This window comes from Streptomyces sp. S07_1.15, from assembly GCF_020739505.1.
GTDB lineage: Bacteria > Actinomycetota > Actinomycetes > Streptomycetales > Streptomycetaceae > Streptomyces > Streptomyces xinghaiensis.
This window is the reverse complement of sequence record NZ_JAJBZK010000001.1, coordinates 382,419-403,293: the sequence shown is the minus strand read 5'-3', so window position 1 is coordinate 403,293 and position 20,875 is coordinate 382,419. Positions and strand designations below refer to the sequence as shown.

Sequence of the window (20,875 nt, the reverse complement as noted above, 5' to 3'; positions counted from 1 at the left end):
GCCGAAGGTTCCGGGGCGCCAGTGGCGGCAACCGCTGACCGCGGCAGGCGATGTGCGGCACCATGAAAGGACACTGACGGGGCAGTGTCGCCGACGGGGGGCGGGATGAAGCTTGCTGAGCTCGGGCGGCGCGCGCCGTGGGCCGTGGTACTGATCATCCTGCTGGCGATCACGCTGTCCGTTCTCCCCTTCGCCCTCTTCCCGGACACCGTCACGACCACGCAGACGGCGCTCGCCACGGTCTGCAGCATCGTGCTCCTCGTCTTCGCCCTCTTCGGCCTGGTCCACGACACCTACTCCGCCTGGCAGTTGGTCGTGGTCCTGTGCCTGCTGCTCGTCGCGGTGGGCATCGGACTGGTCGCATGGCGGTATGTCGAGGAGTCGCGCTCCCTCCCCGTGACGGAATCCGTGAAGCTCAGCAAGGGGGCGGCCTCCCTGGAGACCGGCGAGAAGGCCGTCATCCGGCTGCGGACCCCCGCGCCCCGGGACCGGCTCCGCCTCACCTTCGAGGCCGATGACCTCGGTTATGGGTCGCCGTGTGTCCCCTCCAGCTCTCTGCGGGTCACCGGGGGCGCCGACGGAGGACGTCCGGAGGCGCGGATCGGTGAGGAGATATCCGTGGCCCTCGACCCGGAGAAGCGCACCGTCCGCCTGGAAGCGGAACTCGTGTCCGACCCCGGCTGCGAGCTCTCGCTCCGCGTGGCACGGGCCGTACTCGACAACGACTGATCTGCGGGAGACCCGATGAGCCCGATCACCCGGCTCACCGCTGCGGCGGTGGGCGGCGTCCTGCTTCTGGCGACGGCCTGCGGCGGCGGGCGGGAAGGGCCCGCTCCCCAGCCCCCGCCCACGTCCTCCCCGGCGGAGGAGAAGGAGAAGGACTCCATCTTCGACAGCGCGGTGCGCGTCGCCGTGAAGTACGACCAGCCCGGCTTCAACTTCCAGGACCAGGAGACGCGCGCCTACGCCGGCTTCGAGAAGGACCTGGCGGAGTACCTGAGCAGCGAGCTGAAGTTCACCATGGACCTCAAGGACGAGCCGTCCCACCGCCGCGAGAAGGTGCTCGAGAACGGCACGTCCCAGCTGGTGATCGCCACGTACTCCATCACCGAGGACCGCGAGGAGCAAGTCGACTTCGCCGGACCCTACTTCCAGACGAGGCAGGGTCTCCTCGTCCGCGCCGGGAACAAGGACATCACCTCCCGGGAGACCACGGCGGGCAAGGTCATCTGCACCGTCTCGGGCTCCACCTCGGCACCGGAGACGTCCGGCGCCGGGAAGAAACTCGCCCAGCTGCTGCCGAAGGCCCGTGTCGACCTGCGCGACAGCTACTCCCAGTGCGTCGACCAGTTGCGGCGCGGCAACTTCGACGCCGTCTGGACGGACCGCGCGGTACTTTACGGATTCATGGAACGCTACGACGACATCAAGGTGGTCGAGAAGCTGGAACTCGGCTCCCCCCAGCGCTACGGCGTGGGCGTCCAGGAAGGCAGGGAAGGCGACTGCCGGAAGATCGCCGACGCGCTGCGCCGATTCCTCGGGACGGACCAGGACTGGCGCAACGCCTTCCGGAGCCACTTTCCCCGGCTGGCCAAGGAGGACCCGGACTTTGAACAGCACTACAAGCCGGCGCCGGAAACCGTCGACGACTACTCGTGCTTGGACGACTGATGACCGGCGGGCCGGACGGACCGGAACGAGGGGCGGGCCGGCCTACCCGCCATGCCGTGGGCGCGCCACCGCGTCGTGCCGCTGTCCGCCCCCTGTGACGGCGCCGTCCCCGTCCGGGGTGACGGCGAGGAGCGCGGCGTCGTCCTGCAGGTTCCCCCCGGTGTGCCGGAAGAGGGCGGCGAGGAGGGCGTCGAGCACCGCGCCCGGATCGGGCGGGAAGGGCCGTGACAGCACCGGAACGGGGTCGAAGAAGGCGCCGTCCGCGTCACGGGCCTCGTCGACGCCGTCGGTGAACAGCACCAGGGTCGCTCCGGCCGGCAGGTCGAAGCGGTCGACCGGGACGTCGTCGCCGCCCAGGACGCCCAGGCCAAGGGGCAGTGACGGGGTGGCCGGCTCCAGCGGGCTCGCCTGGCCGTCATGGACCAGCAGCGGCGCGGGGTGGCCCCGGTTGGCGATCCGTACCACCGAGCCGTCCGGGGAGAGTTCCGCGACGACGGCCGTGGCGAACGACTCGGCCTCCTCTCCGCCGGCCTGCCCGATGGTGGCCTGCATCCGGTCCTCCAGCTGCCGGACGACGTCCGGCAGATCCGGGCGGTGGTCACAGGCCTCGTGGAACGAGCCGAGCAGGGCGTTGACCGTACGGACGGCCTGAAGTCCCTTGCCGCGCACATCGGCGATGACCATCCGGACGCCGTGGGGGGTCTCCTTGACCGCGAAGAGATCTCCGCCGATGGCGGCCTCCTCGTGGGCGGCCTCGTACCGGGACGCCACGGCCAGCCGCCCCACCCGGGGAGGCGGATCCGCGAGCACCGCCCGCTGCACCGCCGCCGCCACCTCGCGGCTCGTCCTCAACTGCCGCCGGTCCCGCGTCAGCAGCACGTTGAGGACCGCCGCGGTGCAGGTGAGAACGGCCAGGCTGACGAGCGCCACGACGCTTCGCTGGGTCAGATCCCTCTCCAGATACACCACATCGCCGGCCCCCACCAGGGTCGCCGCCACACCGGTGATGATCGTCCCGCGCAGGGAGAGAAGCGGCGCGGCCACGCTCGGGGCGGCCGCGAGCAGGGGGAACACACTGATGCTCCTCGGGGTGGCCACGTCGAGCACGACCGCGCCCGCGATCACCGCGGCCGGCAGCCACCGGAGCCGCCGACGCCTCTCCGTCGCTTCCATCGCTTCCGTGCGGCCCTTGCGCATCCCGTGTCCCTGAGGTGATCGTCCGGCGGTGTCTGAGACATCCTGCGAGGACTGACACCTACCACGCGGCCGAGGCGCGCCGCAGATCCCGCCGTGCCGCCACGACACGCGAGCGGCCCCGTCCCGAGGGGCCGAAGCGCCACGATGACGCCCGCCCCGGCCGGTTCCCGCGCCCGCGCGAGCCGAGCCGGGAACCCGGCAGGCCGCACGCATGGAGTACCCACGCGGCGGGCGCCCCGGCCGGTCCCCGGCACGGGCACGGTCGCCCCCGAGGTGCACGCACGCACGAACCCGAGTGCGGCCGCCGCCCGCGGCCCTCCTCGGCGCCGGGCCGCCGGGCCGCCGATCATTCAGCCGGACCCCGCCCGCCCACCGCCAGCCGCGCCCAGACCGTCTTGCCCGGGGCACCGGCGCGCCGGGTGACGCCCCAGCCGTCCGCGAGCCGGGAGAGGAGGAGCAGGCCCCGGCCGGACTCGGCGTCCCCGGGCGGCTCGGCGGGGGACTGCGGCGGCACCCGCTCGGCGCGGGTGTCGGTCACCTCCACCCGCAGGGCGCCGGTGCCCTCCGTGAGGACCACCCGGAAGTCCCGTCCCGGTACGCGGCCGTGGCGGACGGCGTTGGAGACCAGCTCACCGGTGATGAGGGTCAGCGTCTCGTTGACCCGCGAGGTGTAAGGGTGGCCCCACTCGTGCAGCCGGTGCGAGACGAGCCGCCGCGCGAGCCGCGCCCCGCGCGGCGTGGCGGTGAAGCTCATGGCGAACTCCCGCAGGGTGCGGGGCGTTTCCCCGGACGCCGGTACGGGTCCGGCCGGGGCCGCGGCGGCGGTGCCACCGGTGTCACCGGCCGCGAGCGGGAGGTTCGGGTGTGGATGTGGACGTGCGCTGTTCATGGCGTCCACGGTTCCGCCCCGCGCGTCCCGTGGGGAGGAGGGACGCGCTGACGGTCCGGAATCGTGGGCGGGCACCCGGCCGGCGTAGGCGGAGTGTGCGCCGCGCGGCGGACGGCACGAGGGGAGCGCTGGGGTGGATCTCCGGACACCCGAGACGGCTCAGCCGCCGACCTCGTACTGGCCGACCTCGAGGAAGTGGCGCAGCGCTTCGGGGGTGCCGTCGTCCAGGGCGGCGCTCGCCGCCGCGCGCAGGGCGTCGCTGATGCCGGGGTCCGCGAGGATGCGGAAGATGGCGACGCGGTCGTCTTCGGCCTGGGCGAGGCGGAGGCCGGTTTCGAGGAAGGCGCGTACGGCCTCGGGGCTGCCGTCGTCGAGGGCCTCGTTGGCTTCGCGGATGACGGCCCTGCCGCTGTCGGGGTCGGCGAGGATGCGGAAGACGGCGACGCGGTCGTCCTCGGCCTGGGCGAGGCGGTAACCGGTCTCCAGCCAGGTGCGCATCTCCTCCACGGTGCCGTGGTCGAGGAGTTCGTTGGCCTCCTGGGTAACGCGCCTGCCGCTGTCGGGGTCGGACAGGATGCGGAGGATCGCGATGCGCAGGTCGTCCGCGTCCATGTCGTCGTAGGGGGAACCGACGTCCGACGCCACGGCGGCCGTCGTCGGCGTCGCGGCGGTGGCCGGGGACGGCGTGGCGAGCAGCAGGGCCGGGGCGAGGGCGACGGCGGTCACGGCGAGGGTCGCGCGGGTCGGTCTCAAGGGTCAACCACCTTGTGTCGTAGGCGTGGTGTGCGGCGGGAGGCATCCTCTCAGGGGGGCCGGGACGGGCCACTGCCCGGATCACGCAGTCTTCACCGGTGCCTCTTTGCCGACCGCCGACCCGGTGAGGGTGACGGGGCGGCCGGCCGCCGACACCGGGCTTCGCCCGGCCGCCCGGTCCGGAGGGACGGAGAGAGCCGGTCGCCGGCCCGCGTCAGCCGCGTGCCGTGCGCCATTCCTCCGCCAGCAGGCCGTAGACCAGCTCGTCGTGCCGCCCCTCGGGGAAGGCCAGGGCTTCACGGAGTACGCCCTCCTGCGTGAAGCCCAGGCGCCGGGCCATCCTCCGGCTGGGCTCGTTCGTGGGATCGATGCGCAGCTCCACCCGGTGCAGGCCGACCGGTCCGAACGCCTCGTCGAGCAGGGCCGCCATGGCCCGGGTGGCCAGGCCGCGCCCTTCGGCGGAGGCGTCGAGCCAGTAACCCGCCTCGCCCGTCCCGGCGATGCCGTTGATCTCCAGGCCCACCGCGCCGACCAGCCGCCACCCGCCCTCCGCTTTCACCCCGATGGCCAGCGGCAGGCGCGTTCCGTCCACCCAGGCCCGCCCCGCCTCGGCGAGATTCCGCCGGGTGTCCTCGGGCGTGGGCCGCCCTTCGGCGCTCGGGTTCCAGCGGGTGATCCGCTCGAAGTTCGCCGTGAACACCTCGTGATACGCGGCGGTGATCGCGGGCGTACGGGGGATGAGGGCGGCGTCGTCCCCGAGGGGGAAGGTGAACATCGACGTGGTGACGGTGGACACGCGGACTCCCGGGCGGCGGCGATGACGGTCGGCCCCACGCTAGAGCCCTGGTCATGGGTGCCGCCAACTGGTTAAGGGCCGCATGAGCTGCACCATGGCCGGGGCGGACCGAGATGCCGGGCCTGCTGCCACAGCTCTCCTTTGAAGCCCGGGGAGGCCTCCGGCGCGTGTGGTCACCCACGGGTGGGAATTTCCGCTGTTCATAGGACATGCCGGTTAGTTCGTTTCTACGGTGACGGCGCGGTGGGCGCCTACACGCGGAATGTGTCCGCGCCCGACCGCAGGTGTACGCACCGTGAGGCGTGTCCGGGCGTACGGGGGTGCGTTGGCGGCTGTGGAGGTGAACGGCATGAGCGAGCAAGAGCCGGATGAGGGCACGGAGTTGGTCTGCGAACAGGGCGCGGGGACGCTGTGCGTGTTCGGACGCCAACTGAAGCGGTTCCGGGTACGGGCGGGCATCGAGCGGCCGGACTTCGGCGCCGCGACGGGATATTCGGCGTCGACCATCGCGTCCTTCGAACAGGGCCGCCGCATCCCGCCGCCCCGCTTCATCGACAAGGCCGATGAACTGCTGGACGCGGGCGGGGTCCTGCAGGAGATGAAGGAGGAGGTGGAGAAGGCACAGTTTCCGGCCTTCTTCCGCGACGCCGCGAAGCAGGAGGCGGGTGCGGCCGAGGTTCATGCTTACGACACGCATGTGATCAATGGGCTGTTGCAGACGGAGGAGTATGCGCGATGCGTCCTCTCCCTGCGCCGACCGCTGCTTCACGATGCGGTGATTGATCAGCTTGTGACTGCCCGTATGGCAAGGCAGGAGATCTTCTGCCGCTGGCCGGCGCCGATGATGAGCTTCGTGATCGAGGAAGCCGCGCTGTTGCGACCCATTGGGGGCGAAGGGGTATGGCGGGGAGAGTTGGAACACATCCTTCTCGCGGGGCAGAAGAGGAACGTGGACATCCAAGTCATGCCGATCAAGCGTCAGGAGCACGCAGGGCTGGCCGGACCCTTCAAGCTCATCGAGACGAGTCAAGGTCGGCGCGTCGCCTACGCCGAGGCCCAGATGGGCAGCCATTTGTACACGGACCGAAAGACCGTTCGGGTGCTTGAGGCGAAGTATGGGATCATCCGTGCTCAGGCGCTCACTCCGAGTGAGTCGATGGCCTTCGTTGAAGGGTTGCTGGTGGACACATGAGCGATCGAAAGCCCGAAGCGCGCGCGATGAAACTGGCTTGGTTCAAAAGCAGCTACAGCAGTGATGAGGGCGGCGACTGCGTCGAGGTTGCTATGACCTGGCGCAAGTCCAGCCGCAGCAGTGATGAGGGCGGTGAGTGCGTCGAGGTTGCCGCCTGTCCGAACAGGGTTCACGTCCGGGATTCCAAGGACATAGCCCGGCCCGGCCTCGCGGTGGGCCCGGGCGCCTGGTCCTCCTTCGTCGGCTTCGCGTCCCGCGCGGACGTCTGACAGTCGCAGTGTCCGTGCCCTGTGCCCCTCGGCTGGGGTGCAGGGCACCGACGCGCCTACGGGCTGACGAACCGAGCGGCGGGTGACCGCCCGCATGCGCGCGTACGCGCGGCTCCGCCTCCCGCCAGGAGCACTTCGTGAGGAATGCGGCCCACGGAGAAGCGGACCAGGAGGGCGACGTCAGGTCCTGCACCCCGCGCCGGGCTCACCGCCGCGCCGGAACGGTCTGATGATGCTCCGGACGGCCTCGGCGGCGCCCCAGTCGTCGTGACCATGGGCGATGACTGCGAGCAGTTCCCGGAGTTGGAAGAGGGGCATCCGTTCCTTCCAGCCGTCCTGCGCACCCGTACCGTGCGGGCCGTGTCCGGCCCCTGCCGGGTGCGTTCGCCGGGTGTGCCGGGCCGCCGGCCCTTGAGGCCGCTTCGGCATTGGCCGTAGGGTCTGGGCGTGTCAGCCGCCGTCCTCCGTGACGGCGGGCCGTTGGGAGTTCGGCTCCCGGGTGGGTGGGCTGCCTGGAAAGGCATGCCCCATGCAGGGCTATCTCAACGTCCTCAGGACTTCGGGTCTTCGCGTCCCGCTGCTGGCCATGGTGCTCGGCGCCCTTCCCATCGGCATGCTGGGCCTGGCCCTGCTGCTGTACGTGCACCGGCTGACCGGCTCGCTCGCCGCCGGTGGCCTGGCCGCGGCAGCGTTCGGCCTGGGTAACGCCGCCGGGATGGCGGTGCAGGGACGGCTCATCGACCGGTACGGCCAGGCGAGGATCCTCGCGCTCGTGGGCACCGCCTGCGCGGCCTGGGGCGTCCTGCTGGTCGCCGCCGCGCCCGCTGTGCCCTGGCAGGGGTTCGCTGTCGCGGCCAGTGCCGGGATGGGGTCCTGCGTTCCGGCGACCACCGGCAGCATGAGAGTGCTGCTGGCCGAATCGGTCCGGGGGGCCGAGGCCCGCACGGCCGGGTACGCACTGCTGGCGGTGCTGTTCCAGCTCGCGCTGCTGACCGGGCCGCTGGTCACGTCGCTGCTGCTGGTCCTGGCGGGACCGGGCGCGGCCGTGGTGACGGGCGGTCTGCTGTCCGGTGGGGCGGCCTTGCTCTTCTCCACGACACGAGCCTCCCGGGACTGGAGCCCGGCCCGAACCGCCGCCCGGGGTGGCGGAGTTCGCGGAAACCGTGGACTGGCCGTCCTGCTGCTGCTCGCCGCCGGATCGGGACTCTCGGCCGGCATCGTCCTCGTCGCCGTGCCGGCCGCCGCCCTCGCCCTGGGCACCGCCGCGGACAGCGGCGTGCTGATCGCGACGGTCTCGGCCGGAGAGATCGTCGCGGGGCTGGCCTTCGGCGCCCGCCGGTGGCGCTGGTCAGCGGCACGGCTGCTGCTGGCTGCCCTGGCGGGTTCGGCGGTGACGGCCGGTCTGGCGGCGTGGGCCGCGAGCAGCCTCGCGCTGCTGTTCCCCGCTCTCTTCCTTGTGGGCGTGTGCGGCGGCCCGTCGGCCATCGCGTCCTCCGCGCTGCTGGACACGCTGGCTCCGCGATCCGCGCTGACCAGGGCGTACACCCTGCTGGTGAGCGCCTGGCTGGTGGGCGGCGCGCTGGGCAACGCGGTGGGCGGAGCCGTCACGGAGAGCCTGGGGCACCGGCAGGCGTTCGCGCTCAGCGCCTGCTGGATCGCCGTCCTGCTGGGCACGGGAGCGCTGTTCCGCAGGACTCTGGAGACCGCTCCCGGTGCCGTGGAGGGGGAGGGGCGTTTCTGAGAGGCGGGATGGCCGGGGCCCGGTGACAGGGCTCCGGTATCAGGGGGAGTCGTGGAGTGGTCCGACGGCTGCGCCTACGGTCGGCCCCTCTACGGGGGCAGGGAACATGAAGCCGACCCCGGCGTGACGGTCATAGGGCCGGAGGAAGCCCACGAGGTCGTACGGGCCGCCGCCTCCGAGGACTGCCTCCTCTTTCGGCTTTCCACGGAGGGGCGATCAGGAATCAAGGCGTTCTTCGACGCCGCCCGGAGAACGCTTCCCCTCGACCCGCCGCTTGCGGGGTCGCGCAGTTGGGATGCCCTCGCCGATTCGCTGTGGGAGGGCATCCACGCGCTGGAGCGAGATCGGGTCGTCCTCCTCTGGCCGGACGCGGCCTCGTTCGCCGAGGCGAGCCCCGAGGAATTCCGTACGGCCGTGAACGTGCTGACGGACGTCGCGGAACTGCTCTCGGACGACAAGGCGACCACGAGGCGGCCCACGGATCTCTGCGTGTACATCGGCACATGACCGCTGCTCACCACTCCTGCGGGGGAGGCGGCGTTTCACTGGGTTTCCAGCACGGCCCGGATCACATGCCGGGCGTTGCGTGCCATGGCCGGGTTGGTCTTGCGGTAGTACGGCAGGGCGATCACCGCCTGCGAGAGCGTCCGCCCCCGGCCGCGGCGCCAGGACGCGTCGTCCGCGCCGAGCGTCTCGCGGAAGACCTCCCGTGCCCCCGGCGGCAGGAGATTCCACGCCGGGAAGAGATCGCAGGCCGGATCGCCCGTCCCCGTGCACCCGAAGTCGATGACCGCGGTGAGCCTGCCGCCGCCGTCCACGAGCAGGTTGCCCGGCATGAGATCGGCGTGCAGCCACACCGGCGGGCCGCCCCACCCCGGGGCCCGCAGCGCGTCCTCCCACACGGCGGTCACGGCGTCGCAGTCGACGCCCTCCTGCGGGATCCCGCGCAATTGGCCGATCGCCGCCCGGGTCTCCGTATCCAGGGAGGCGACCGGCCCGCCGCGGTGTGCCCGCGGAACTCCGGGTGGCACGGGGATGCTCCGCATCGCCGCCACGAACCCGGCCAGATCCCCGGCCAGCCGCACGGGGTCACTCAGGGCCTCCGGCTCGGGGTTCCGCCCCTTCAGCCACCGGTACACCGACCAGGGCCACGGATAGCCCTCGGCGGGCCGCCCGGCGCCGAGCACCTCGGGGACGGCCGTGGGCAGTTGGGGTGCGAGACGGGGCAGCCATTCCTGCTCCAGCGACACGTCGGCGGCCCCGCCCTCCGTCATCGGCAGGCGTACGACCATGCCGTCGCCCAGCCGGAACATCGCGTTGACCGTGCCGCCGGACGGCACTCGCCGCACCGGGAGACCCGCCCACCGGGGGAACTGCCCGGCGACCAGCCGCCGTACGAGTGCGTCGTCGACGGGCCGCGTGCCCGGATGCGTCTGCGTTGTGCTCATGAGCGGCCATCCGACCGCCGGACGCCGGGGGCGGTCAAACGCTTTCCGTCCTGATGGGCCCTGCGACGCTTTCGGTTCAAGGTTTGCGGTCTCCCCCGGGCGACGAGCACGACCACTCCGTCGGGCGTGACGGCAGGGCCTCCGGACCGGGGCGAGAGGGGGCCGACGGCCCCGGCTACTGTTGCCCACCATGACGGACACCAAGATCGAGATCACCGCCGAGCTGGTCCGTGACCTGTTGCGTGATCAGCACCCCGACCTGGCCGATCGTCCCGTGCGTCTCGGCGCGCGGGGCTGGGACAACCAGCTGTGGCGGCTCGGCGCCGACCTCGCCGTCCGGCTTCCCTGGGCGACGCGGTCCGCGGACGCTCTGCTGCGCAAGGAGTACGCGTGGCTGCCCGTTCTCGCCCCGCGCCTCCCGCTGCCCGTCCCCGTTCCCCAGCGTCTTGGTGAGCCCTCCGGGCGGTTCCCGCGTCCCTGGATCGTCACCACCTGGGTGCCGGGCGTGCCCGGCGACCGCGTCCCCGTCACACGCGCCGCGGAGGCGGCCGATGCCCTCGCCGGGTTTCTGACAGCCCTTCACCAGCCGGCCCCCGGCAACGCTCCCGTCGGCGGTCATGGCCGCGGAAAGCCGCTGGCGGACCGTGCCGAGCAGTTCGCCCGGCAACTCGCCTCCGCCACCGAGCGGGGGCTCGTCACCGACCCGGACGCCGTCCGCGCGGTCTGGGACGACGCCGTCGCGGCGCCCGGCTGGGCGGGCCCGGCCCTGTGGCTCCACGGCGATCTCCATCCGGCCAACATCCTGACCCTGGACGGCACCTTCAGCGGCGTGGTCGACTTCGGCGACCTCTGCGCGGGCGACCCGGCCTACGATCTCGCCGCCCCCTGGCTGCTCCTGCCGGACGGCGCGGCCGACCGCTTCCACGCCGCCTACCAGCCGGCCCCGGACGCCGCGACCCTACGCCGCGCCCGGGGATGGGCGGTACTGCAGGCACTCAGCGGCATCCTCGTCGGAGAAGCAGGCGTCCAGGGCGACCCCGGCGGGAAGCCCACCTGGGGCCCACCGGCCCACGCCGCACTGCGACGCCTCACCGCAACGGCCCGCTGAGGCCGCGTACGCAGCGCGCAGCACCGGGCACGGGGCCTGGGGTTGCGGGCCGGTGGGCCCGGAGGCGGGACCGGTCGGCCCTGTTGACCGGCGGCGACACGTGATGTTCTTGGTGTGGCACCGAGGAGAGCAGCAGACGCGGAGCAGCGGACACCGAGCCGCGCACCGCGCAATCAGGGCCCGCGAGAAGCGGACAGCCCCTCGGAGGCCCGTGTACCCAGCGGTACCCCGTCCGCTGGGTACACGCTTTCCGCCGGTTCGTGCTCCGGGTGCCTGATGCCCGGTGCTCCGCCCGGCACCGACCGGGCCGGCCGACGCCAAGTCTGTCCGAGGGGGCCGGTCCGGCCGCCGGTCCTGCTGCCCTCGCCGGCCGTGTACCGCCATTCCCCTGCCGGTGGGCGGCCGTTCGTCCCTTCACCGGGGGCATCGGAGGCCCGGCGGGAGGGCACCCGCAGCAGGACGTTGCCGTGAACGGCCCTCCGCGGAGAGCCGTTCGAGCGGGCCGGGGGCCGACCGCCAGGGCCGGACTCCGGCCTTTGTCAGGGGAGTTGGTTGCCGTGCACGACATCGATACGACACCGCCGGACGCGACGCGCCGGGAGGACGCCTCTTCCTGGCCGGGCACGGAGGACGACGTGCCGCGGGCGCAGGACGCCCCGGGCGCCTCCGAAGCACCCGGCACGGCCGATGCGCGGGAAGCCCCGGACACCCCGGACGCACCGTCCGCGACCACCCGCGCCGGCCACCGCAATCCCGAGGTGTCCTGGCCCGTCCGGTTCTACCGGCGCGCGGTCCCCGTACGCCTCAGACGGGCCGTCGTGGCCCGTACGTCCCCCGACGCCCGGGCCCGCGCCAAGCGGTGGTTCACCACGGTGCCGTCCCCCGGGGACGCCCTCGGCCGGATCCGCGCCGCCCACGCCGTCCGGCGCCACCCCGACCTGTTCCGCGGGCCGGACCGGGCGCTGCGCCTGGCCGGCGGCGCACCGAGAGCCGTGCTGGTGACGCCCGACCCGACCCCCCTGGGGGCACGCAACGCGAACGCCGCCCGGGTCCGCGAGGCCCTCGACGCGGCCGGGGTGGACCACTTCTCCGTCCGGGGCCGCCGCGACACCTCCGCGGTCGTCGCCGTCGCCGCCGCCGACCGCGCACGCGCCCACCGCGCCCTGGCGCGGGCCTGCGCCGACGCCCCCGGCTACGTCACCACCGTGGAGGCGGGGGAGCGCCTGCGGCGGACCGCCCCCGGCTTCCGCGCCGCGACCTGGCGCGCGGTCGCGGAGGCGGACGTCATCCGGCTGACCTGGTACCACGGCGACCCGGAGGGCCGCCTCGTCCTCGGCCCCAAGTACGGCTGCGACGTGGAGTTCTGGGCCGCCGGCGAGGAGACCGGGGACACCCTGACCGCACCGCGCCACAACCGGACCGCCGAAGTGGTGCCCCGCACGGACGACCCCGTCGAGGTCTCCGAAACCCTCTTCACCGCACTCGCCCCGCCGGCCCGGCCGCTGCCGCCGGTGCGCACCCGCAAGGAGTTCGCCCGGCCCGCCCCCGAGGACGTCCGCTTCCCCGTGGACGCCGTCTACACCTGGGTCGACGGCCACGACCCCGACTGGCTCGCCCGCCGCGCGGAGACCGCCGGGCACGCCTACCACGAGGAGGCGGCCAACGCCGCCCGTTACGCCGGCCACGACGAACTCCGCCACTCACTGCGTTCCCTGCACCTCTACGCCCCGTGGCTGCGAACCATTTATCTCGTCACGGACCGCCAGGTGCCGTCGTGGCTGGACACCGAGGTGCCCGGGCTGCGCATCGTCGACCACACGGAGATCTTCAGCGACCCCGGGCTGCTGCCCACCTTCAACTCCCACGCCATCGAAAGCCAGTTGCACCACATCGAGGGCCTGTCGGAACACTTCCTCTACTTCAACGACGACGTCTTCCTCGGCCGCCCCACCCGCCCGCAGGACTTCTTCCACGCCAACGGGCTCACCCAGTTCTTCCCCTCCCCGGCGCTGATCCCGCCCGGCGCCCCGAACGAGCGGGACGTGCCCGTCTCCGCCGCGGGCAAGAACAACCGGGTGCTCATCGAGGAGATCTCCTCCACGGTCATCGGCCACAAGATGAAGCACACCCCGCACGCGCTGCGGCGCTCCGTCCTGTACGAGATCGAGGAACGCTTCCCGGAACGGCACCGCGCCACCGCGAGCCGCCGCTTCCGCAGCCTCGACGACCTGTCGGTCGTCTCCTCCCTCCACCACTACTACGCGTTCCTCACCGCCCGGGCCGTGCCGGGGCAGCTCCGCTACGCCTACCTCGACATCTCCGACCCGGTGGTGGGCGTACGGCTGGACCGGCTGCTGGCCCGGCGGGACCGGACCGTCTTCTGCCTCAACGACACCGTGTCCGGCGAGGAGGACCTGGAGGCTCAGCGGGAACTGCTCTCACCGTTCCTGGAGGCCTACTTCCCCGTTCCGGGGCCGTACGAGCGCGGGGCCGTGTCCGGCAGGACCGGGATCGGGCGCGAGGCCGGGGCCGGGCGCGAGGCCGGGGCCGCGGACGGCCCCGCGCACCGGCGGGCGGCCGGGCCCGCGGCGGACGGCACGGCACACGGCCGCGCGGCGTGACGAGGCCGCCGCGGCACCAGCCGGTACCGAGCCGGCCGACGCATGGGGGAAGTCCCGACCGGGTTCTCCTGGAGGGCCGGTCGGCCCTGTCGGCGGGCGCGGCGACGTGATGTCCTGTGGGTGGCACCGAGGAGAGCGCCAGGCACGGAGAAGCGGAGCGGAGTTCGCGCACCGTGCAATCAGGGCCCGCGAGAAGCGGACAGCTCCCCGGCGGCCCGTGTACCCAGCGGTCCCCCCGTCCGCTGGGTACACGTCTGTCCGCCTCACGAGTGCTGGGTTCCTTCGCCCAATGCCGCACGGGTGATCGGCCGTGCGTCGACCACCGGGAGAGCCGCGTCGGCGGGAGGGCGCCCGTGCGGCGGGGCGACAGCCGTCGGCGCGCCGGGGAATGACCGCGTTCGCGCTGTGTGCTCCGCGTTCCCCCGAAGGTGGGGATTCGATGCCATCCAGGGCTTTTCGGTGCTTAAGCGCCCGATGATGGACCAGCCCGGTCATACACGGCACAGCAGACATGTCCTCGGGGGGCTCGCCGACAGCGCGGTGGCAACTCATGGCCGGCTGTTCCTCGTTCCTCCGTCATTCCGCGGCGGTACGGCACCCCGACCGAGAAAGGGGAACATCCATGGCGAAACGTCGTCGGACCGCGAGGATCTCCGCGGTGCTCGCGGCGGTCGCGGTGCTCGGCACCCTCACGGGTGCCGCCCAGGCCGAGACCACCGAGGCCCGGAAGTCCTCCCGCCAGGCCCGCGCCGAGCAGAACTGCCCCTCCGGGTACGTCTGCTTCTGGAGCCGGCCGTACTTCCGGGGGGTCATGCGGGTCTACAAGAACCCCCGCTTCCACACCTGCGGCTGGGTTCCCGGCTACCAGGCCCGGTCCGTCGTCAACCGGGACAACCAGACCTGGTCCTTCTACGGGGACGTCAACTGCAGGGCCCATGTGGTGACCCTGTCCCCGGGCCGGTCCGCAGCCAACGTCCTCGTCCGTACGTGGAAGTGACGACGGGGATCTGAAGGAGCCGGGCCGGGCCGGACGGCGGGTGTGAGGGCCGGGGCGAGTGCCCCGGCCCTCTGTTTCCGTTTCCTTCCCCGGCCCGCGGGCCGGGCCGTTCCCGGTCAGCCGAGCCAGCGGTTGAAGGCCGCCAGGTGGCGTTCCGAGCCGGCCAGCAGGTTCTCGTAGACCTGCTTGGCGTCGGGGGCGTCGTCGATCGCGGCGATCGCCCCGGTGAGGGCCTTGATGTCCTCGGTCTCCACCGTGACGCCCGCCTTGAGGGCGCCGTCCTCGTTCTTCTCGCCCTGGGCGAGCAGGCGGTCGTAGGTCGCCTGAATCGTCTTGTCGGTGAACTCGCCCGCCGCCTTGCCCGTGGTCGGGTCCGTCACGTCGTAGCGGTCGAGCAGCGTCCGGACGGCTTCGAGGTGGTTCGTCTCGGCCACGGCGATCCGGTCGAAGACCCGGGCGTCGTACTTCTCGCCGAAGGCGGTGTAGAGATCGTGCGCGAGCTTCTCCTCCTCGGCGGCCCAGGCGAGGGTCTTCTTCTGCGCGTCGGTCAGGGTGCCCTGGTCCGCGGTGACGGAACCGGCCGCGAGGCACGATCCGTCCCTCGTCCCCATGCCCTGGCCCTGCCTGTTCTCCATGCCCTGGCCCGTCCCGTGGCCCCGGCCCATGCCCGGGCCGCCCTGCTGCGGGCCGCCACGCTGCTGCGGGCCCGGCTGCGCGCTCTGCGAGGTGGTTCCGCCGGACGCGCCCGGTCCGTCGTTCGCCGCGGCGATCACCGGCCCGGCGGCCAGGGTGCCACCGATCACGACCGCACCGGCGACGGCGGTGGCGAGCTTGACGCTGCGCTTCATGGCGCTCCTCCTCGGATTTCCGGGGGCGGAACCCTTCCGTCCCGTTGATCCCACCGTCGTCCCGGGCGCGGCAGACGGTGTGGCGGCGGTGTGGAGACGGCATGGAGGCGGGCGCCGCGAAACGGTCCGCCAACCGGGGGAGGGAGGGTCATTCGGCCCTGGCAGCCCGGTGGGGCTCCACGTATACGTGGGCTCATGGCCACCACTGTGCTCGTCGTCGAGGACGAGAAGGAGATCCGTGAGTTGCTGCGCCGCTACATGGAGCGCGCCGGGTACGCGGTCGTGTCGACCGGTTCGGGCGCCGAGGCGATCCGCCTCCTCGGCGACCGGGGCGTCGACATCGCCGTGCTGGACCTCGGGCTCCCGGACGTGGACGGCAGCGAAGTGCTGCGCGAGGCCAGGGAGCGGGGCGGGACACCGGTGGTCGTGCTCACCGCGCGCGACGCGGTGGAGGACCGCATCCGCGGGCTCCGGCTGGGCGCCGACGACTACGTCACCAAGCCGTTCAGCCCCACCGAGGTCGTGCTGCGGGTGCAGGCCGTGCTCAGCCGCGCCCGGCACGAGAGCGGCTGGTCCGACTCGGCCGCCACCTCCTACGGACACGGGCGCCTGCTGATCGACGAGGACCGGCACGAGGCGCAGATGGACGGCACCAAGGTGGAGCTGACCCCCACCGAGTGGGGGCTGCTGACCGCCCTGGCGTCCGTCCCCGGCCGGGTGTACTCGCGGTACGAGCTGGTCAACCGGGTGCGCGGCTACGAGTTCTCCGGGTACGAGCGCACCATCGACTCGCATGTGAAGAACCTGCGGCACAAGCTCGGCCCCGCGGGGACGCAGGTCGTGGAGACGGTCATGGGCGTCGGATACCGGCTGGGGCTGAGACGTGACACCTGACGCGGGACCCGAGCCGGGACCGGGACCGGGAGCGGAGCCGCGGCCGGGACCGGAGCCGCGGCCGGCTCCCGTTTCCGGGACCGGGTTTTCCGGGCCCGGGGCCGATGGCGCGCCCCGGCCCGGGAAGGACACCGGCCGGGGTGCCGGACCGCTCGGGCGGCGGCTGTTCGCGGCGTTCGCCGTCGTCGCGCTGGCCTCGATCGCCCTGCTCACGGCCGCCGCCCTCATCGGCACCGAGCGCGGGATCGGCACCGCGCGCCAGGCCGACCGGCAGCGGGTGGCCGACCGGGTGGCCGCCGCCGCGGCCGACGCCTACCGGCGCGCGGACGGCTGGGAGGGCGCCGATCTGGGCCCCGCCCGCACCATCGCCCTCGGCGCCGAGGTGGTGCTGACCGTACGGGACGCCGACGGCCACATGCTGCTGTCCCCGGGTGGCGGCCACGGGGGCGGCCCGGGGACCGGCCAGGGCCGGGGGCAGATGCACGGCGTAGACCGGGACGGGACCGGGGACACGCCGGACAGCGCGGACCCGGCCCCCGGCGCGGAGACGAGCGCCGCGCCGGACCCGAGCACGGCGCCGGACCCGAGCGGCGGGCAGGGTCCTAGCGCCGGGCAGAGTCCGAGTGCCACGCCGGGCCCGGGCTCCGGGCCGGGGCCCGGCACCTCCTCCGGCCGGGCCGTCACCGCAGACATCCGGGCGGACGGCCGCACCGTCGGCTCCGTCCACCTCGGCTTCCCCGCCGCGAGCGGGACGGAGGGCCGCGACATCGCCTGGGGCTGGATCGCCGCCGCCGCGCTCGCCGCCCTCGCCCTGGCCCTGGCCGTCAGCTGGTACGTCACCCGGCGGCTCACCGGCCCGGTCGTACGCGTCGCGCACACCGCCCGCGCCATCGCCGCCGGGGACCGCACCGCCCGCTCCCGGGTGGACGCCCCCGGCGAACTCGGCGAACTCTCCCGCGCGTTCGACACCATGGCCGACGACGTCACCCGCGCCGAGCGCGCCCGGCGCCGGCTGGCCGCCGACGTCGCCCACGAACTCCGCACCCCGCTCGCCGCCCTCCAGGCCGGCCTGGAGGAACTCCGCGACGGCTACGCCGAGCCCGCGCCCGAACGGCTGGCCGCCCTCCACGACCAGACCCTGCGCCTCGGCCGCATCGTCGGCGACCTCGCCGAACTCTCCGCCGCCGAATCCGCCCGGCTCTCCCTGCACCGCACCACCCTCGACGTCACCGAACTGGTGCGCGGCGCCGTCCGCGACCGCGAGCCCGAACTGCGCGCCGCCGGCCTCATCGTGCGGACCCGCCCGGCCGCCGGGCCGCTCCCCGTCCACGCCGACGGCGACCGGCTCCACCAGGCGCTGGGCAACCTGCTCAGCAACACCGCCCGCTACTGCCGCCCCGGCGACACCGTGACCGTCACCGCGCGGGCCGAGCCCCGGAAGGGCGCCGGGGGCGGCGTGGTGGTGATCGAGGTCGCCGACGACGGGCCGGGCATCCCGGCCGCCGAACTGCCGTACGTGTTCGACCGGTTGTGGCGGGGGAGCGCCGCGCGGGACGTCGGCGGCAGCGGGATCGGCCTGGCCGTGGTCAAGGAGCTGGTCACGGCACACGGCGGCACCGTGGAGGCGTCCTCGGGCCCGGAGGGCGGCACGGTCATCACGCTCCGGCTCCCGGCGGCCCCGCCCGGGACGGCGCGGAACTGAGCCGCCCCGCCTCTCCGCACGGGGGTCAGCCGGTGCCGGTGCCGGTCTTCTCCGGCGCCGACCCCGGGACCGGGCGGACCTCCACGGTGACCGTCTTGGTGACCTGGTCGAACTCGGAGGTGCGCACGGTGACGGCCATGGTCCACTTCCCCGGGAGCGGCAGCCGCAGATCGTCGTTGATCCAGTAGCCGCCGGCGTCCTCCAGCCGCGCGTCCAGCGGGCCGATGCCCTTCTCCTCGAGGGTGAAGGAGACGCGCACCTCCGGAACGCCGGCGAGGCCGCGGCCCGCGAGGACGAGCACCTGCACCCGGTTGGTGCCGACCCGGGCCGGATCGACGGTGACGTTCGCGACGGTCTCCACACCCGGCGCGGCGGCGTCCCCGGCCTCCCCGCCCTCCGTCCCGGTGTTCAGCGGCACGTCCACCACGGCGACGGCCGCGCCCCGGGCGGCGATCTCCTCGCTGGCGTCGAGGACCGCACGGGCGGGCTGGGTGCCGGTCAGTACCGCCGTGACGGCCAGGATCACGGCCCCGATGGCGAGTTCGGCGATCACGGAGCGGCGCAGGCCCTCCCGGACGGAACCGCCGCCGCGGGGTGACAGGGGGACGGCACCGGAGGGGCGGCCCCGGGAGACGGGGGCCGTGGTGCGGTCCGGCGCCGTGACCCCGGCCGCCGTGGTCTCCTCTCCCGTGCGCTCGCCTGCCGGGCCGGTGTCCGCCGGGGCGGTGGCTCCCGGACCGGCGTCTCCGGGGCCGCCGTCTCCCCGGTCGTGGCCGGGCGGCGGGGCGTGGGCCGCCCCGGACTTCCCGGCCCCGGCCTCGGCTCCGGCGCCCACGGCCACCAGTTCCGGCTCCGGCTCCGGGGCGGCCATCGGCGCGGGGGCCGGCTCCGACGGGCCCGGTCCGCGCAGCCCGGCCGTCAGCCGGCGTGAGACGCCCGCCACGACCAGCAGGAGCAGCACGATGACCGCCTTGGTGAGCAGCAGCTTCCCGAAGAAGGTGGTCAGCAGCAGATCCCAGGCCCCGACCTGGCGCCAGGACTGGACCAGGCCGGTCAGAACCAGGACGGTCACCGAGACGAACGCGAGGGTGGAGAAACGCCCGGCGGCCCTCGCGTACCCGTTCCCTTCCCCGTCCCGGGTCCCGGGCCCGTCCTCGGCCCCGTCTCCGGCCGGCGGGCCGCCGCGGCGCAGCACGGTGACGGAGAGGGCGGCGAGACCGCCCACCCACACGGTCATCGCCACCAGGTGCAGGCCGGCCACCGTGACGGCGAACGGAGCCTGCGGGCCGACCGAGGCGTGCTCGACCGTCACCCAGGTCGCCGCCAGCCCGACCGTCAGCAGGGCCGCCGCGATGAGGACGAGAGCGGGCGGCCGCCGGTCGTGCGGCGTCCCGTCGGCGGTGTGCGGCCCGCCGGGTCCGCCGGCCGGGTCCTGAGGGGTTCCGGTGGCGGCGCGGGCCGCTGCCGGGGCCGCTGAGCCGTACCCGGCCCGGTCCGCCGCATCGTCCCCGCCGTCCGCGGCACCGGCCTCCGCGGCACCGCCCCCGCTGCCCGGCGAGCCGTCTCCCTCTCCGCCGGCCGCGCCGTCCGGCGCCGTGTCCGGCCCGGCGGGGGTGCGGCCCGGGGCCCGCGCGGTCTTCGCCGTCACCGTGCGGAAACCGGCGGCGGGCAGCGCCAGGCAGGCACCGGCCACCGCGAGCAGCAGCAGCCGGAACAGCAGCGCGGCCCCCGGACGGCTGCCGAACGTCGCGGGCAGGGCCGACAGGTCGAGGGCCCGCAGCGGGCCGTCACCGTTCTGGTAGGGGCCGCGGAGCAGGAGCAGCGCGACGGTGGCGAGCGCCAGAACCGACCAGCCGGCGGCCACCAGGCGGCGCAGCGGGCGCGGCACCGGGCCGTGCGGCAGGCACAGCAGAGCGAAGGCGCAGCCGCCGACGAGCAGGGCCAGTCCGCCGTACGCGGCGTAGCGGGCGACGCCGTAGAGCCGTTCCGTCGTGTCGTTCCCCGCCGTGTCGGCGGGGACGACGGCGGCCGTCCCGGACGGTTCGCCGATGGAGAAGGTGTACGCGCCGGAGGCCGGGTGGCTGTCGGCGGAGACCACATGCCAGGCCACGGTGTACGTGCCGTCGGGGAGACCGTCGCGGAGGCCGATCCGGACCGCGGTGCCGTCGCCGCCGGTGTGCCGCGGATCCCCCTCCGCCACCTGGGTGTTGGAGGGGGAGATGACGCGGATCGTGCGGTTGGTCATGCTCACCTTCTCCGTGAAGGTGAGGGTGATGTGGCGCGGAGCCGCCTCGAGCACCGTGTCCTCCGCCGGATCGGCGGACCGGAGGGCGGCATGGGCGGACGCGGAGCCGGCGCCGCCGAGCAGCGCCGCCAGCACCGCGCCGACCAGGACCAGCAGCGCGGACACCCGCCGGGCGCGGGAGCGCGAGACGGCCGGGGCGGCCGCCGGGGGCGCGGGGACGAGGCGGGCCCGTGCCGCCGTCCGGGCAGCACCGAACCGTACAGCCTTACGGGCAGGGGCCGTTGGTGCCACCGGGGGCGCACCGCCGTGTGCCCGCCGCCGCCCGCCGAGATCTCCGCTCACGCCGCTCTCTCCGTCTCTCCGCACGTCCGGTCGCCACCCGTCCTCCCGTTCCCGTGCCCCCCGCTCCGTGCGCGGGATTCCGGGACCGGAGTCCCGGGTCCGGTAGCGAGTACGTGGCGGGGACGGCGGATGCTCAGCGAGAATGCCATGGGGTGCCCGGCG

Annotated in this window: 19 protein-coding genes; 11 read left to right on the top strand and 8 right to left on the bottom strand. The window is 74.0% G+C overall.

The features are described from left to right. Nucleotides 1–105: 105 nt before the first annotated feature. Both LIX60_RS01810 and LIX60_RS01805 read left to right on the top strand, forming a co-directional pair. Nucleotides 106–729: a hypothetical protein gene (locus LIX60_RS01810; RefSeq protein ID WP_227956885.1), complete on the top strand. Its 624-nt coding sequence runs from the start codon at nt 106–108 to the stop codon at nt 727–729. A 15-nt stretch (nt 730–744) separates the two neighbouring features. Beyond that, nucleotides 745–1,671: a transporter substrate-binding domain-containing protein gene (locus LIX60_RS01805; protein ID WP_227956884.1), complete on the top strand. Its 927-nt coding sequence runs from the start codon at nt 745–747 to the stop codon at nt 1,669–1,671. A 42-nt stretch (nt 1,672–1,713) separates the two neighbouring features. Here the strand turns inward: LIX60_RS01805 and LIX60_RS01800 are convergent, their stop codons facing one another. From LIX60_RS01800 to LIX60_RS01785, 4 genes are all read right to left on the bottom strand, one after another. Next, nucleotides 1,714–2,844, bottom strand: a complete 1,131-nt coding sequence (locus LIX60_RS01800) for a PP2C family protein-serine/threonine phosphatase (protein WP_227956883.1) — start codon at nt 2,842–2,844, stop codon at nt 1,714–1,716. A gap of 370 nt (nt 2,845–3,214) precedes the next feature. Beyond that, nucleotides 3,215–3,757, bottom strand: coding sequence for an ATP-binding protein (locus LIX60_RS01795; protein ID WP_227956882.1), 543 nt, complete (start codon nt 3,755–3,757; stop codon nt 3,215–3,217). A 159-nt stretch (nt 3,758–3,916) separates the two neighbouring features. After that, entirely contained in the window at nt 3,917–4,510 is a 594-nt protein-coding gene (locus tag LIX60_RS01790) for an ALF repeat-containing protein (RefSeq protein WP_227956881.1), read from the bottom strand. Between the two features lie 214 nt (nt 4,511–4,724). Beyond that, a complete protein-coding gene (locus LIX60_RS01785; RefSeq protein ID WP_227956880.1) occupies nt 4,725–5,306 on the bottom strand; it encodes a GNAT family N-acetyltransferase in 582 nt (193 codons plus the stop codon). A 349-nt stretch (nt 5,307–5,655) separates the two neighbouring features. Here LIX60_RS01785 and LIX60_RS01780 point away from each other — a divergent pair, with 349 nt between their 5' ends. Further along, on the top strand, nt 5,656–6,498 hold the full coding sequence (locus LIX60_RS01780) for a helix-turn-helix transcriptional regulator (protein WP_227956879.1): 843 nt from the start codon (nt 5,656–5,658) through the stop codon (nt 6,496–6,498). Between the two features lie 26 nt (nt 6,499–6,524). Then, entirely contained in the window at nt 6,525–6,767 is a 243-nt protein-coding gene (locus tag LIX60_RS01775) for a DUF397 domain-containing protein (protein WP_227956878.1), read from the top strand. A gap of 180 nt (nt 6,768–6,947) precedes the next feature. On the opposite strand, the gene LIX60_RS01770 is transcribed toward LIX60_RS01775, so the two are convergent. Continuing rightward, nucleotides 6,948–7,085: a hypothetical protein gene (locus LIX60_RS01770; protein ID WP_227956877.1), complete on the bottom strand. Its 138-nt coding sequence runs from the start codon at nt 7,083–7,085 to the stop codon at nt 6,948–6,950. A 211-nt stretch (nt 7,086–7,296) separates the two neighbouring features. On the opposite strand from LIX60_RS01770, the gene LIX60_RS01765 reads away from it, so the two are divergent. Continuing rightward, nucleotides 7,297–8,508 carry an MFS transporter gene (locus LIX60_RS01765; protein ID WP_227956876.1) on the top strand — a complete coding sequence of 404 codons (1,212 nt, stop codon included), beginning with the start codon at nt 7,297–7,299 and terminating at the stop codon, nt 8,506–8,508. 51 nt (nt 8,509–8,559) lie between these two features. Then, a complete protein-coding gene (locus tag LIX60_RS31670) occupies nt 8,560–9,015 on the top strand; it encodes a barstar family protein (protein WP_227956875.1) in 456 nt (151 codons plus the stop codon). A gap of 35 nt (nt 9,016–9,050) precedes the next feature. On the opposite strand, the gene LIX60_RS01755 is transcribed toward LIX60_RS31670, so the two are convergent. Next, nucleotides 9,051–9,956, bottom strand: a complete 906-nt coding sequence (locus LIX60_RS01755; protein WP_227956874.1) for an aminoglycoside phosphotransferase family protein — start codon at nt 9,954–9,956, stop codon at nt 9,051–9,053. A 190-nt stretch (nt 9,957–10,146) separates the two neighbouring features. Between LIX60_RS01755 and LIX60_RS01750 the strand changes: the two genes are divergently transcribed. The 3 genes from LIX60_RS01750 to LIX60_RS01740 all read left to right on the top strand — a co-directional run bounded on the left by LIX60_RS01750 (nt 10,147) and on the right by LIX60_RS01740 (nt 14,682). After that, the gene (locus LIX60_RS01750; RefSeq protein WP_227956873.1) at nt 10,147–11,064 is read left to right on the top strand and encodes an aminoglycoside phosphotransferase family protein; all 918 of its coding nucleotides are present in this window, start codon (nt 10,147–10,149) and stop codon (nt 11,062–11,064) included. A 557-nt stretch (nt 11,065–11,621) separates the two neighbouring features. Next, on the top strand, nt 11,622–13,685 hold the full coding sequence (locus tag LIX60_RS01745) for a stealth family protein (protein ID WP_308101029.1): 2,064 nt from the start codon (nt 11,622–11,624) through the stop codon (nt 13,683–13,685). 622 nt (nt 13,686–14,307) lie between these two features. Then, nucleotides 14,308–14,682 (top strand): peptidase inhibitor family I36 protein, encoded by a 375-nt coding sequence (locus LIX60_RS01740; protein WP_227956872.1) that lies wholly within the window; start codon nt 14,308–14,310, stop codon nt 14,680–14,682. 116 nt (nt 14,683–14,798) lie between these two features. On the opposite strand, the gene LIX60_RS01735 is transcribed toward LIX60_RS01740, so the two are convergent. Beyond that, nucleotides 14,799–15,530 carry a DUF2202 domain-containing protein gene (locus LIX60_RS01735; protein ID WP_227956871.1) on the bottom strand — a complete coding sequence of 244 codons (732 nt, stop codon included), beginning with the start codon at nt 15,528–15,530 and terminating at the stop codon, nt 14,799–14,801. A gap of 195 nt (nt 15,531–15,725) precedes the next feature. Between LIX60_RS01735 and LIX60_RS01730 the strand changes: the two genes are divergently transcribed. Both LIX60_RS01730 and LIX60_RS01725 read left to right on the top strand, forming a co-directional pair. Next, nucleotides 15,726–16,424, top strand: a complete 699-nt coding sequence (locus LIX60_RS01730) for a response regulator transcription factor (protein WP_125622314.1) — start codon at nt 15,726–15,728, stop codon at nt 16,422–16,424. After that, nucleotides 16,414–18,126, top strand: coding sequence for a HAMP domain-containing sensor histidine kinase (locus LIX60_RS01725; protein ID WP_227956870.1), 1,713 nt, complete (start codon nt 16,414–16,416; stop codon nt 18,124–18,126). Before LIX60_RS01730 ends, LIX60_RS01725 begins: the two co-directional genes overlap by 11 nt. A gap of 25 nt (nt 18,127–18,151) precedes the next feature. Here LIX60_RS01725 and LIX60_RS01720 read toward each other — a convergent pair whose 3' ends face one another. Beyond that, entirely contained in the window at nt 18,152–20,536 is a 2,385-nt protein-coding gene (locus LIX60_RS01720; protein WP_227956869.1) for a copper resistance protein CopC, read from the bottom strand. Nucleotides 20,537–20,875 lie beyond the last annotated feature (339 nt).